This window comes from Paraburkholderia hospita, from assembly GCF_002902965.1.
GTDB classification, from domain to species: domain Bacteria; phylum Pseudomonadota; class Gammaproteobacteria; order Burkholderiales; family Burkholderiaceae; genus Paraburkholderia; species Paraburkholderia hospita.
In genome coordinates, this window is record NZ_CP026108.1 from 263,833 (window position 1) to 277,189 (window position 13,357).

At 59.8% G+C, this 13,357-nt stretch carries 12 protein-coding genes; all 12 read left to right on the forward strand.

Annotation, left to right across the window (positions count from 1 at the left end; all coding sequences use genetic code 11):
• Positions 1-19: 19 nt before the first annotated feature.
• The 12 genes from C2L64_RS45620 (at position 20) to C2L64_RS45675 (ending at position 13,345) form a co-directional block, all read left to right on the forward strand.
• Complete coding sequence (locus tag C2L64_RS45620; protein WP_103154345.1) at positions 20-712, forward strand: hydrolase; 693 nt, start codon at positions 20-22, stop codon at positions 710-712.
• Between the two features lie 174 nt (positions 713-886).
• On the forward strand, positions 887-2,755 hold the full coding sequence (locus tag C2L64_RS45625; RefSeq protein ID WP_103153954.1) for an amidohydrolase: 1,869 nt from the start codon (positions 887-889) through the stop codon (positions 2,753-2,755).
• A 39-nt stretch (positions 2,756-2,794) separates the two neighbouring features.
• Positions 2,795-4,264 carry a mechanosensitive ion channel family protein gene (locus C2L64_RS45630; protein ID WP_103153955.1) on the forward strand — a complete coding sequence of 490 codons (1,470 nt, stop codon included), beginning with the start codon at positions 2,795-2,797 and terminating at the stop codon, positions 4,262-4,264.
• A gap of 139 nt (positions 4,265-4,403) precedes the next feature.
• Complete coding sequence (locus C2L64_RS45635) at positions 4,404-5,225, forward strand: alpha/beta fold hydrolase (protein WP_103153956.1); 822 nt, start codon at positions 4,404-4,406, stop codon at positions 5,223-5,225.
• 77 nt (positions 5,226-5,302) lie between these two features.
• On the forward strand, positions 5,303-5,944 hold the full coding sequence (locus C2L64_RS45640; protein ID WP_103153957.1) for an HD domain-containing protein: 642 nt from the start codon (positions 5,303-5,305) through the stop codon (positions 5,942-5,944).
• Positions 5,945-6,036: 92 nt separating this feature from the next.
• A complete protein-coding gene (locus C2L64_RS45645) occupies positions 6,037-6,285 on the forward strand; it encodes a DUF1427 family protein (RefSeq protein ID WP_103154346.1) in 249 nt (82 codons plus the stop codon).
• A gap of 40 nt (positions 6,286-6,325) precedes the next feature.
• Positions 6,326-7,009: a YoaK family protein gene (locus C2L64_RS45650; RefSeq protein ID WP_103153958.1), complete on the forward strand. Its 684-nt coding sequence runs from the start codon at positions 6,326-6,328 to the stop codon at positions 7,007-7,009.
• Positions 7,010-7,110: 101 nt separating this feature from the next.
• On the forward strand, positions 7,111-8,061 hold the full coding sequence (locus C2L64_RS45655) for a glyoxalase (RefSeq protein WP_103153959.1): 951 nt from the start codon (positions 7,111-7,113) through the stop codon (positions 8,059-8,061).
• A 10-nt stretch (positions 8,062-8,071) separates the two neighbouring features.
• Positions 8,072-9,571, forward strand: coding sequence for an alginate export family protein (locus C2L64_RS45660; protein WP_244212301.1), 1,500 nt, complete (start codon positions 8,072-8,074; stop codon positions 9,569-9,571).
• Positions 9,572-9,624: 53 nt separating this feature from the next.
• Positions 9,625-11,355: an FAD-dependent oxidoreductase gene (locus tag C2L64_RS45665; protein ID WP_103153961.1), complete on the forward strand. Its 1,731-nt coding sequence runs from the start codon at positions 9,625-9,627 to the stop codon at positions 11,353-11,355.
• A 133-nt stretch (positions 11,356-11,488) separates the two neighbouring features.
• Positions 11,489-12,424, forward strand: coding sequence for an MBL fold metallo-hydrolase (locus tag C2L64_RS45670; protein ID WP_244212302.1), 936 nt, complete (start codon positions 11,489-11,491; stop codon positions 12,422-12,424).
• A gap of 42 nt (positions 12,425-12,466) precedes the next feature.
• Positions 12,467-13,345 carry an alpha/beta fold hydrolase gene (locus C2L64_RS45675; RefSeq protein WP_103153963.1) on the forward strand — a complete coding sequence of 293 codons (879 nt, stop codon included), beginning with the start codon at positions 12,467-12,469 and terminating at the stop codon, positions 13,343-13,345.
• Positions 13,346-13,357 lie beyond the last annotated feature (12 nt).

A 13,357-nucleotide genomic window follows, 5' to 3' on the forward strand; every position in this document is an offset into this window, starting at 1 on the left:
TCTTAGGATGTACAAAGCCATGGCAAATCCGAAACTCGAAGTCCTGACGCCTGCAAACTCGCAGATCATCTTTATCGACCAGCAGCCGCAAATGGCCTTCGGTGTCCAGTCGATCGACCGCCAGGCACTGAAGAACAACGTGGTCGGTCTCGCGAAGGCTGCGAAGGTGTTCAACATTCCGACCACGATCACGTCGGTGGAATCAGAAAGCTTCTCGGGCTATACGTACCCCGAACTACTGGACGTGTTCCCGGATCACAAGGTGCTCGAACGCACCTCGATGAATTCGTGGGACGACCAGAAGGTCCGTGACTCGCTGGCTGCCGCTGGCCGCAAGAAGGTCGTTGTGGCCGGCCTGTGGACCGAGGTCTGCAACAACACGTTCGCGCTGTGTGCGATGGACGAAGGCGACTACGAGATCTACATGGTCGCCGACGCCTCGGGCGGCACCTCGAAGGAAGCCCACGACTACGCGATGCAACGCATGATTCAGGCCGGCGTGGTGCCGGTCACGTGGCAACAGGTGCTGCTCGAATGGCAACGCGACTGGGCGCACAAAGAGACGTATGACGCGGTCATGAAGATCGCCAAAGAACACTCGGGCGCGTACGGGATGGGCGTGGACTACGCGTACACGATGGTGCACAAGGCTGCTCAGCGTACGGCTCAGCAGCACGAAATCCTGGCGCCGGTGCCGGCTAAGGTGAAGTAAGCAGCGCGTTAAACACGTCGCGCGGAATTCGAGGACGCAACATCGAGTCCCGAATTCCGCATGTGGGTGTCACTCTGCTTCTGAATACCTCATGGATGCGAAACGCGACGAGCGGCCGCTGTCCATGACTAAGCTCCGCGCGTGCCAACCGGAGCGCTCCTAATGAGGATCGCCATGACTTCCAACACTTCCGCGCCGACGCCGGCCGAAGTTGTCTTTTTCAACGGCAAGATTGCCACGCAGGACGACAAGCGTTCCTTCGCCGACTCGGTCGCCGTTGCGAACGGTCGCATCGTCGCCGCGGGTTCGCGCGATGCCGTGATGCGTCACGTGAGCGATGGCACCCGGCAGGTCGACCTCAAAGGCCGCACGGTCATTCCCGGTCTGAACGACTCGCATCTGCACATCATTCGCGGCGGTCTGAACTTCAATATGGAGTTGCGCTGGGACGGCGTGCCGTCGCTGGCGGACGCGCTCGAGATGTTGCGCAAGCAGGTGGCCCGCACGCCGGCGCCCCAATGGGTGCGCGTGGTGGGCGGCTGGAACGAATTCCAGTTCGCAGAGCGGCGCGGCCCGACGCTCGAAGAGATCAATGCGATCGCACCGGATACGCCGGTGTTCATCTTGCATCTGTACGACAGCGCGTTGCTGAACGCTGCAGCCTTGCGCGCGGTGGGCTACACCAAAGACACCCCCAACCCTCCCGGCGGCGAGATCCAGCGCGACAAGCGCGGCAATCCGACGGGCATGCTGATCGCCCGACCGAATGCCGGTCTCCTGTACGCGACGCTCGCGAAGGGTCCGAAGCTCGGGCTGGAAGATCAGCGCAATTCCACCCGTCACTTCATGCGCGAGCTGAACCGTCTCGGCGTGACGAGCGCGATCGACGCTGGCGGCGGCTACCAGGCTTATCCCGACGACTACGCCGTGATCATGGACATGGCCAAGCGCAGTGAGCTGACTGTACGTATCGCGTATAACCTCTTCACCCAGAACGCGAAGAACGAAATTGAAGACTTCGCGAAGTGGGTCAAGATGACCAAGCCGGGCGAAGGCGACGATTTTCTGCGCGTGAACGGCGCCGGCGAAATGCTGGTGTTCTCTGCTGCGGATTTCGAAGATTTTCTTGAGCCACGCCCCGACCTTCCCGACTCGCTGGAAACCGAACTGGAAGCCGTCGTCAAGCTGCTGGTGGCGAACCGCTGGCCGTTCCGTCTGCATGCGACCTACAACGAATCGATCGAACGCTTCCTGAACGTGTTCGAACGCGTGAACGCCGAGATTCCGTTCAACGGGCTCCGCTGGTTTTTCGACCACTGCGAGACCATCACGCAGAAAAACATCGAGCGCGTGCGTGCGCTCGGCGGCGGCATTGCGATCCAGCATCGTATGGCGTATCAGGGCGAATACTTCATTCATCAATACGGCGATGAGGCGGTGAAGCGCACGCCGCCGATCCGCCACATGCTCGATGCCGGCCTGCCGGTCGGCGCGGGTACGGATGCAACACGCGTTGCGAGTTTCAACCCGTTTGTGTCGCTGTACTGGATGGTGTCGGGCAAGACGGTCGGTGGCACCGCGATGTACGCGAGCGAGAACAAGCTCGATCGCATGGAAGCACTGCGCCGCTACACCGTGGGAAGCGCGTGGTTCTCGAACGAAGAGGAGCGCAAGGGCGCGCTGGTTCCCGGTCAGTTCGCGGACTTCGCGGTGTTGAGCGAAGATTACTTCACTATCGACGAAAGCCGCATCAAGTTTCTCACTTCGAACATGACCGTGGTGGGTGGCAAGGTGGTGTACGCGGACGACGAATTCGCGCCGCTTGCGCCGCCGGATCTGCCGGTCAGTCCGTCGTGGTCGCCGGTGGCGGAGTTCGGCGGTTATAGCCGCTATAAACCGACTGCGGTGGCCTGTGTGGACGGCTGCGTGAACCTGTGTGGCGTGCATGCGCACGCGCACGGCTGGGCGTGGCGCAAGAACGTGCCGGTCAGCGATTCGAACGGTTTCTGGGGCGCACTGGGATGTAGCTGTTTCGCGTTCTGATCCGTCCGGGCTCATGCCACCACGCGAACGAGGATCTCTATGCCGACCTTGACCGACGGTGTGCTGTTCGGGCTGGTCATTCTGGTCCTCGATTTTCTCGCATGGCGTTTCACGAGCCACAAGAGTGACCAGACCCGGCTCGCTTTTCGCGCGCTAATGTTTGGTCTGTCGAGCTACGTGCTGTTCAGCTACGGCATGAATCCACTGCGCGCGGCGCCTTGGCAGGACGAGCCGCCGCGCCATCTGCTCGCGCAATTGCTGGAAGTTGTGTGGTGGCTGCAAGGCGCACGTCTCGCGACGATCGTGCTGGATCGCACGGTGCTGCCGGCGACCTGGCACAAGGAGCGCCTGTTTCAGGACGTGCTGGGCGCGCTGGTGTTTCTGGCGGCCGGTGTCGGTGCGATTGCCTTCGTCTTGCAATTGCCAGTGCGCGGGTTGCTCGCGACGTCAGGCGCGCTCGCCGTCGTGCTCGGTCTAGCGATTCAGAGCACGCTTAACGACGTGTTTTCCGGTGTCGTGCTGAATGCGACGCAGCCGTTCCGATTAGGCGACTGGATCACGATCGGCGAAGTAGAAGGGAAAGTTGTGGAGAGCAACTGGCGCGCGACGAGTCTGCTCAACGGGCAGGGCAATATTGTCATGATTCCCAACAGCGTGGCGGCACGTACCAATATTGTCAACGCAAATGAACCGTCGCATACGCATGGCATCAGCGTCGTGCTGCCTGTCAAGCCGTCAATCCGGCCGTCGATCGTATTGGAAGCGCTCGCCAATGCTGCCGCCAGTTCCGAAGATGTCCTGAGCGAGCCCAAGCCGCTCGTAAGCGTACGCCATGCGACCAACGACGCGATCGAGTACGAAATAGTTTGCTACGTCGATGCATTACGAAAAAAAATCGACGTGCGCAACGATCTGTTCGATCTTGCGCACCGCCACCTGCTTTCACATGGAGTCGTGCTTCGACCGCTTTCGGTGCCGGAGCCTGCTGTTGAGCGGGCGGATGAAAAACATCGCTTGCTGCGTAGTGTGACGATTTTTCAGAACCTCGACGATGACGAAATATTGGAACTCGAGACGAAGTTGACCATGCACAAGATCGATGCCGGGGACACCATCTACACGGCGGCGGATGAGAGCGGTCACGAGCTTCATATTCTGGCGCGAGGCGTAGCGAAAGTGATCGTACCGAAAGACGGCGTCGAGATTGAACTTCGGAGGCTCGCTCCCGGCGACTCGGTCGGTCAGTCGGGCATCCTTGCTGGCCTTAGAACCGACGTGGTTGTACGGGCACTTACCCGCGTCACTGTCTTCCGGCTCGACAAGACAGCATTGACACCGATCCTCGCACGGCGCCCCGAGGTGGAAAAGGAAATGTGCCGTTTGCTTTCCGAGCATCATCAAACCGAAAAGTTACTGCTCGCATCACCGGCCAATGTCGATGGAAGTTCAGGAGGGTTGCTGCAATGGATTCGCGATGGTGTGCGGCGATTCCATGCACTGACACTCTGAGTCGATGGCCTGAATTCTGCATTCGTTAAGTATTTTTCAGAATTTGCTAAGGTCTTTATTTTATTTATTCGCTACGCTGCAATGGGCAGTCGGCCAGCTTTCACCGAACAGATCCGGCGCAATCAACCATGGAGTTCATGTGAGTACTTTCACCACGTCCGATGGCACCCAGCTCTACTACAAAGATTGGGGTACGGGCCAGCCGATTGTCCTGAGTCATGGATGGCCGCTGAACGCCGACATGTGGGAATACCAGATGAAGTTTCTCGCCGACAACGGCTTTCGTGTTATCGCCCATGATCGTCGTGGTTTCGGACGGTCGGCTCAGCCGTGGTCGGGATACGACTACGACACCTTCGCGCGCGATGTCAGCGAGTTGATCGAGGCGCTGGATCTAAGAGACGTGATTCTCGGTGGGTTTTCGATGGGCGGCGGTGAAGTGGCGCGATACATCGGTCGCTTCGGCACGCGGCGCATCGCCAAGGCGGTGCTCGTCAGTGCTGTGACACCTTTGATGATCCGCCGTGACGACCATCCCGAGGGCATGGATCCAGCAATTTTTGACGGCATCCGTGCGGGACTGCTGAACGACCGGCCCAAGTTTCTCGACGAGTTTGGCCCGCTCTTTATGGGCAGCGATCAGGAAGGATCGAAAGTGACTAGCCAGATGCTCGATTGGACGTTGTCGCTTGGGCTTCAAGGTGGCCTGAAAGGCACCTGGGATTGCGTGGCAGCTTTCTCCGAAACAGACTTCAGACCGGATCTGGCGAAATGCGATGTGCCCACGCTGGTGGTCCACGGCGACGCCGACGCAGTAGTGAGCTTCGACGTGACTGGTAAGGCCGCTGCCGCGCTGATCAAGGATTCGAAGCTACTGGTCTATGCAGGTGCGCCGCATGCGCTTTACATCTCGCACAAAGATCAGCTCAACCAGGATCTGCTGGACTTCGCGCGGTCCTAAGTATCGTCCGGCTGCGGCGGCCGTCTGGCACGCCGATTGACGCATACCGGGAGGGTGTCTGACACGGAGGAGTTGGCATGAGGAAAACCATTGCGGGTGTCAATATTCCTGACAGTGCGATGGCCCGGGAGGCGACCGATCAAATCCGGGACATAGAGTCTCAATTGATGTTCCATCACGCCCAAAGAGCATTTCTATTTGCTGCGCTGACCGGCTACCGCAAGAGGCTGACGTTTGATGCGGAGCTGCTTTATGTCGGCGCGATGTTTCACAACGTCGGCCTGAACGTGAAGAGCCAGCATTCTCCATGTCGGTTTGAAGTCGATGGCGCCAACGCGGCATGTGCATTTCTGCGGCAGCACGGCGCTGCAGAGAGCTCGATCCAAGAGGTGTGGGAGGCAATTGCATTACATACGACGCCGGGCATCCCCGAGCATATGTCTCCACTCGTCGCTCTGGTCAGCGCCGGGGTGCAGATGGATGTTCGAGGCGCCCGCTACGACGAATTTACGGCGCAGCAGCGCGACGAAATTGTGCAGGCCTATCCGCGTGAGTCCAGCTTCAAGAAGAAGATCATTGAGGCGTATGCACGTGGTATGGAGCATCGGCCTGAGACGACGTTCGGTACGGTGAACGCCGACGTTCTGGATCGGTGGGATCCGAACTATCGCCGGTTGAATTTCTGTGGACTGATACTCGGATCGGACTGGCCAAATTAACACGGCATTACGTGAAGTACTACCGCTTGTTGGTATCGGAGGTGAGCGGTGGGGTGGCGGATATCGAAAGCGAAAGCGAAAGGAAAATCGGAATGGGCTACGTAATTTCATTAGGAGTCGGCTTCGCGGTCGGACTCCTCTATTGGCTTCTCAAGGTGCAATCACCCGCACCGCCGTTGATCGCGCTGGCTGGCCTGCTGGGCATGGTGTTGGGCGAGCACGCAATACCGGTCGTCAAGGCACAGCTCTTTGCGCAGACCCCGACCGTCCAGGTCGTGGAGCAGACGAAGGGTGCACCGGTGCAAAAACCTGTGCCAGGCGCAACGAAAGAGGGCGGTTGATATTGCTGGCGCGTGGCTTTCGCTTACTTGGAACGCGTTCGTGAAAAAACACGAAGACACGATTCTTGCGCTGATTGCGGGTTACGTCGACACCGTTGGGTTCGTCGCGTTATTTGGCCTGTTCACCGCCCATGTGACCGGCAACTTCGTGTTGATCGGCGCGGGACTTGCCGGTGTGGGACAGGGCATGCTGCTGAAACTACTGGCGTTTCCGTCTTTTATCATCGGCATCGCATTGAGTAGCGTGATTTTCAAGTTCCTCGAACGTACCCTCTCGGCCCATGCTGCGAGTGCGTTGTATCTGTTTCAGGGGACGCTGCTCGTGTTGTTCCTTATAACCGGCTTGATTGCGACACCGATAACGAATTCAAACGCATCGATGGTGCTGATATGCGGCGTACTGGGAACCATGGCGATGGGCGTGCAAAACGCGCGCAGCAGGTTGCTGCAGGTGAGCGGCTTGCCGAATACGGTGATGACCGGAAACGTAACACAGATTGTGCTCGATGCAATTGAACTCACCCACAGGGGTACGGCGGGAGAGCATGGGCAAAAGGTGCGAGATCGTCTTGGATCAACCTTGACGGCGATGAGTAGCTTTGCCATCGGTGCGATTTGCGGCGCAATGGCCTATGTCAGTTTCTCGTTCCTCGCGATCGCGCTCCCGGTGACCATGTTGATGTTTCTCGCCTGGAAACAATGGACTGTCGAAGAGAGCCGATAGCCACCGCGGAAGACATCGCCTCACAATCGTTTGATCAACAGCATGCGGCCTTGATCAGAGGCTGACCGATTAAGACTTTGTTAACACTATCAGGTAACGAAATGCTCAAGTCGATTCATCGATTCCGCCAGATTGGCCTGCTGTCCGCTGCGGTACTGATTGGGCTGACGCCTGTATCATCCGCATTCGCTGACGCCGGGCCAACGGAAGTGTCGAACGGCAAACCTGCGCTCACTGGGAAACACCCCGACGTATCGGTGGGCGCGCAGTACGACACCACTCACGTATATGTCGCTTCGGCCGATCTTGATGCATTCGTGAACAGTTTCCTTGCGACGTTCGGTGGAAAGGCTTCGCCGCGCGCAGTGTTCACGGTGACGCCCACACCGAGCAGGACGGCATCGCAGTATGTGCAGACACCGGTCGGCATGCTCTCAGTGTTCGGGTTCGAAACGCCGATTCCATATCCGTTTGGTGATGAGCGAACCGGTTACCTGGTCACCGATATCGATCAGGCGGTGAAGGCGGCACGTGCGGCGGGCGCCGATGTACTTGTCGACACGTTCGATGATCCGATTGGCAAGGACGCGGTCATTCAATGGCCGGGTGGCTTGACGATGCAATTGTATTGGCACACCCAAGCCCCCAACTATGGGCCGTTGCAAAGTGTACCGGACAACCGCGTGTACGTGTCGCGGGATGCAGCGAACAACTTCGTTCGCCGCTGGCTGCGATTCTCGCACGGTAAGGTGGTGTCGGACAATCCGCGCGCGGACGCCGGTGTGATCGGCCGGCCGGGCGAGACGATTCGCGAAATCCGGATCAACTCGGGCTTCGGTCGCATGGTGATATTCGTCACTGACGGCAAGCTGCCATTCCCGTTCGGGCGTGAAACGACGGGCTATGCGGTCGATAATCTCGAGCAGACGCTCGAACGTGCGCAAGGGGCCGGCGCGAAAGTACTGTATCCGGCGTACGGCCACGGGGCGGACAGGACTGCCGTCGTCGAATTCCCGGGCGGCTACATCGCCGAAGTTCATGATCGTCAATGAGGCGCATGCAATGAAGCCGCTAAAGGCGAGCGTGCGTCCGAGGCGTAGCTCTGCTCTACGTGCCTTGCGTGCTCTGCTGATCAGCACGGGGCTCTCGGCCGCGTTGCCTGTTTCGGCGGCGGATACCGCGCTTGGCGGCGCTGACGATACGTCTGCGGGCACCAGTGCCGCGACGTCAACCTCCGGGAGCGCATCGTGTGCGCGCCCCGTGGTCATGTTCAACAGATGGCAGGAAAACTGGTCGGCTTTAGCCAATCCGTGCGTGCCGAAACGGCCCTTCGATTCGTTGAAGTACATCCCGCTGTTCGGCAATCCCGACGCGTATATCTCGTTGGGGATGGTGCTGCGCGAACGGTTGGAGGTGAACGATGCGCCGTTGTTCGGACTCGGTACGGCGCACGACGACACGTACCTGCTGCAACGCCTGGAAGTTCACGCGGACGTCCGCCTCGGCCCTCATGTGCAGATCTTCACGCAATTTGAGGACGCGCGCCCATACGGCAAGGACATCGTCACACCCGTCGACAAAAACCCGCTGGATCTGCGGCAGGCGTTCGTCGCCATTACTGAGCCGCTTGGGCCAGGCACCGTCAAGTTTCGGGTGGGGCGGCAAGAAATGGCGTTTGACTTGCAACGATTCGTCTCTGTTCGTGACGGCCCGAACGTGCGTCAGGCGTTCGATGCGATCTGGGCTGACTATGAAACCGGTCCGTGGCGCTGGATCGCCTATGCGACGCAGCCGGTGCAGTATCGTGACAATTCTGATTTCGATGACGTTTCAAATCGCGATCTGACCTTCAGCGGCGTACGCGTGGAGCGCAAGGATGTCGGGCCAGGCGATCTGTCCGCGTACTACTCCCGCTACAACCGCAGCAATGCGCACTTTCTCGACGCGACCGGCGACGAACACCGTGACGTATTCGATGCGCGCTATTCCGGCAACGTCAACCATCTCGACTGGGACGTCGAAGCGATGTATCAGTCCGGACATGTCGGCAGCAAGACGATCGGTGCGTGGGCAGTGGGGTCGCTCGCCGGCTACACGCTGGCGACAGTGCCATGGACGCCGCGGCTCGGCATCCAGGTGGATGCCGCGTCGGGCGACAGCCATCCGGGAGACGGCCGCGTCGGCACATTCAATCCACTCTTTCCGAACGGCTACTACTTCGCGCTGGCGGGCTATACCGGCTACTCGAACCTGATTCACGTCAAGCCGTCGCTCATCGTGAAACCGAACAGCAAGCTGACGCTGCTGGCCGGCGTAGGCCTTCAATGGCGGGAGACCACTGCGGACGCGGTTTACCAGCAAGGATCCGCGGTCGTCCCGGGCACCGCGGGCCGTGGTGGGCGCTGGACCGGCTTCTATACACAGCTTCGCGCCGACTGGGCGGTCAGCGCGAATCTCGCCGCGGCGCTCGAAGCGGTGCATTTCCAGGTTGGGCAGTCGCTGCGCGAGTTGGGTGCCCGCAATGCCGACTATGTCGGCGCTGAAATGAAATTCAGCTGGTAGACACAGTATTTGCAAGTGGCCATCACGTTGACGTGTTAGATGAGGTCGATTTTATGAGTACCCACGATATATCCGCCGACGCGGCGACGCCGTCGGAGCTCGAAATTCCGTATTCTTCGCTGGAATATCGCCAGCATCAGATGTTTCCGCGTCTTTCGCCTGCGGAGATTAAAAGCCTGCAGCGCTTTGCCAAGCCGATGTCGTTCAAGGCCGGCGAACTGATCTTCGAAACAGGCCATGTCGCGCTAGGCCTTTTTGTGCTGTTGCATGGGCGTGTACGCATCTATTCGCGCGATAGTTTCGGGCGGTCGACGCTCGTCACGGAGCATGAAGACGGGCACTTCATGGCGGAGATGGCGCAGTTATCCGGCAAGCCCGCGTTAATCGACGGCGTTGCGTTGACGGATATCGAGACGCTCGTGATCGAGCCGGACAGGCTGCGCGCATTGATCGTCGCCGATGCTCAACTGGGCGAGCACATCATGCGCGCCCTGATCCTGCGGCGGCTTGGATTGATCGAGCAAGGGCTCGGACCAATCATCGTGGGCAACGGTGATGATGCGCGTTTGGTCGCCCTCCAGGGCTTCCTGCGTCGCAATGCCTACCCGGCGATGGTGATCGACGCGCGCAGCGATCCCGAGGCGATCACGCTGCTGGGCGGCATGACGACGGGTCCAGACGACTTTCCGCTCGTCTTTTGCCCGAACGGTTACGTGCTGCGTGCACCGGACGAGGCGCAGCTTGCGTCGTGTCTCGGACTCGTGCCGACATTCGAACCATCGCATGTCTATGACGTGGCTATCGTCGGCGCGGGTCCGGCCGGGCTCGCTGCGTCAGTCTACGCGGCGACCGAAGGTTTGTCGGTCGCCGTGTTTGACCAGCGGGCGCCGGGCGGGCAGGCTGGCGCCAGTTCACGGATCGAAAACTACCTTGGTTTTCCCACCGGCATTTCGGGTCATGCGCTCGCCGCCCGTGCATTCCAGCAGGCGCTGAAATTCGGCGCGCACCTCGCGATTCCCGGTAGGGTCACGGACGTGAACCGTAGTGACGGTATCTTTTTGCTGACACTGCTCGATGGGCAGCGTATCAGCGCTCGCACCATCGTGGTCGCCAGCGGAGCAGCCTATCGAAAGCCGGCGGTGCCAGGCCTCGAGCGTTTTGAAGGGCGCGGTACATATTACTGGGCGTCGACCATTGAAGCGAAGCTCGTGAAGGGCCAGGACGTCGTGCTGGTAGGTGGGGGCAATTCCGCCGGCCAGGCAGTCGTGTTTCTCGCCAATTTTGCGCGCAGCATCCGCGTGCTGATTCGCGGCAAGGACCTGAATGCGAGCATGTCGAGGTATCTGATCGACCGAATCGGTTCATTGCCCAACGTCACGCTGTGCACGGGTTGCACGCTACGATCGCTCGATGGCGACGAAGCTGGACTGACGCACGTCCATGTCCGGCACGAAGATGATAACGAAGACGAGATGATCGAGTCGCGTCACCTGTTCCTCTTTATCGGCGCGGACCCAAAGACAGACTGGTTGGGCTCGAGTGGCGTCGACCGCGACAACCGGGGGTTCGTCGTGACGGGGTTCGCGCGCAGCGAGCACGGACTGTCCGGAGCAAGCACGCAATACCCCCTCGAGACCAGCGTGCCTGGCATGTTCGCGGTCGGCGACGTGCGCTCGGAATCTGCGAAACGGGTGGCTGCGGCGGTGGGCGATGGCGCGGCGGTGGTCAGTCAGATCCACGCTTATCTGAGTCAGCTGACAGCAAAGTTGGTTCAGGAGGTTTAATAAAAAATTAGTCATGCCGTCGAAGGCGTTGTCGTTATGCTTTTTTGCATGATCGGTGCAAGTATCAGGGAAGAAAGTGATGACTCAGATTCCGAGCAAATGGGCGATACGGGTCGGTGCATGGTGTGTCGTTATGTTAAGCGTAGTAGCGGGCGCCTGGTCCGACGCGACACTCGCCGCCGCGCCCCGGGTTAAAACACAGGGGCCGGGTTTTTACCGGATCATGCTGGGCGGTTTCGAAGTGACGGCTCTGCTCGACGGCACCCATGCGTTTCCGATCGATACCGTGATGGAAGGCGTGCCGAAAGCGGAAATTGCGCGCGACCTGGAGCGTGATTTTCTCGAGGAGCCAGTTCAAGGCTCGATCAACGCGTTTCTGGTCAATACCGGTTCGAAGCTGATCCTCATCGATTCCGGCGCGGGCGTGCTCTACGGAGACTGCTGCGGCAAGCTGCTCGACAATTTGCGCGCGGCGGGCTATCAACCCGGACAGATCGACGAAGTGTTGCTGACCCATCTGCACAAGGACCATGTCGGTGGCATCGTTTCAAACGGTGCGATGACGTTTCCGAACGCGGTCGTGCGGACCAGTCAGGCCGAAGCCGACTACTGGCTGAACCCTGCCAACAAGTCCCGGGCGCCTGCGTTCCTCAGCACGTTCTTCGACGCTGCGATCGCATCCGTTGCCCCCTATGTCGCGGCCGGGCGCTTCAAGCCCTTCAGTGGGGACGTCGAGCTCGATCCCGGGATCCGCTCGATTGCGGTTCCCGGGCATACGCCGGGGCACAGCGCGTATCTCGTGGAGAGCGAGTCGAAACATCTGCTTGTCTGGGGTGACATCATCCATGTTGCGGCGATCCAGTTGCAGAATCCGATGGCTTCAGTCGAGTACGACACCGACGCGGTTGCGGCACAGCGCTCGCGCCGCTACGCGCTCAAGCTGGCCGCAGACAGAGGGTATCTGATCGGCGCCGCGCATATATCCTTCCCGGGTTTGGGTCACATCAGGAGCACCGGCAACACCTATGACTGGGTGCCCGTCAATTACGAAGCCTCGCCCCGTCAATGACATCGGCGTCGGCTTTCTGTTCAGCCCTTCAAGGAGTGGCATATGGAAACATCAACGATCGCGCTCACGCATCACACGCGTCGTGCAAACGGCATTCGGCAACATTACCTGGATACCGGCAGCGGCCCGGTCGTCGTGCTGCTGCACGGTTTTCCCGAGACGAGCTTTGCGTGGCGCTACCAGATCCCTGTGCTTGCTCGGCACTACCGCGTCATCGCGCCGGACCTGCGCGGTTATGGCGAAACTGACAAACCCAGCTCGGGCTATGACAAGCGGAACATGGCGTTGGATATTATCCGGCTGCTCGACGAACTGGGGATCGGGAAGGTCGCGCTTGTCGGTCACGATCGTGGCGCACGTGTGGCGACGCGGCTGACCAAGGATCATCCTGAACGGGTCGATCGGCTCGTTGTGATGGACAACGTGCCGACGCGGGTGGTCGCGCAAAATATGAATCCGCAGACCGCGCGCGCCTACTGGTTCTTCCTGTTCCATCTGGTGGCGGACCTGCCGGAAACGCTGATCGCCGGCAAGGAGGCGGAGTGGCTGCACCACTTTTTCGCGGATTGGTGCTACAACCCGCACACCATCGAGGGCGCGGACTTCGAGACGTATGTGAAGGCCTACAAGCGGCCCGGCGCCGTGCGCGGCGCGATGGCGGATTATCGTGCGAATGCCGAGGATGTTGCGCAGGATCTCGTCGATGCGGATGTCAAGATCGCGTGCCCGACGATGGCGCTGTGGGGCGAGGACTTCTACGCGGTCGGCGGCATGTTCGATATGAAGGCGGTCTGGGAAGGGATGGCCACGACCCTACGCGCTGAGCCGATTGCGCGTTGTGGACATTTGCCCCAGGAAGAGCAGCCGGAGCGGGTCAACGAACTGCTGGTGGACTTTCTACGCGGCTGGACGGGTGACTGATTGTCCGTTCAA

Excerpts from the sequence above, each read along its gene's own strand:
- C2L64_RS45675 (WP_103153963.1), top strand. The coding sequence starts at position 12,467 with ATGGAAACATCAACGATCGCGCTCACGCATCACACGCGTCGTGCAAAC.
- C2L64_RS45620 (WP_103154345.1), top strand. The coding sequence starts at position 20 with ATGGCAAATCCGAAACTCGAAGTCCTGACGCCTGCAAACTCGCAGATC.
- C2L64_RS45630 (WP_103153955.1), top strand. The coding sequence starts at position 2,795 with ATGCCGACCTTGACCGACGGTGTGCTGTTCGGGCTGGTCATTCTGGTC.
- C2L64_RS45655 (WP_103153959.1), top strand. The coding sequence starts at position 7,111 with ATGCTCAAGTCGATTCATCGATTCCGCCAGATTGGCCTGCTGTCCGCT.
- C2L64_RS45670 (WP_244212302.1), top strand. The coding sequence starts at position 11,489 with ATGTTAAGCGTAGTAGCGGGCGCCTGGTCCGACGCGACACTCGCCGCC.
- C2L64_RS45645 (WP_103154346.1), top strand. The coding sequence starts at position 6,037 with ATGGGCTACGTAATTTCATTAGGAGTCGGCTTCGCGGTCGGACTCCTC.
- C2L64_RS45640 (WP_103153957.1), top strand. The coding sequence starts at position 5,303 with ATGAGGAAAACCATTGCGGGTGTCAATATTCCTGACAGTGCGATGGCC.
- C2L64_RS45660 (WP_244212301.1), top strand. The coding sequence starts at position 8,072 with ATGAAGCCGCTAAAGGCGAGCGTGCGTCCGAGGCGTAGCTCTGCTCTA.
- C2L64_RS45625 (WP_103153954.1), top strand. The coding sequence starts at position 887 with ATGACTTCCAACACTTCCGCGCCGACGCCGGCCGAAGTTGTCTTTTTC.
- C2L64_RS45665 (WP_103153961.1), top strand. The coding sequence starts at position 9,625 with ATGAGTACCCACGATATATCCGCCGACGCGGCGACGCCGTCGGAGCTC.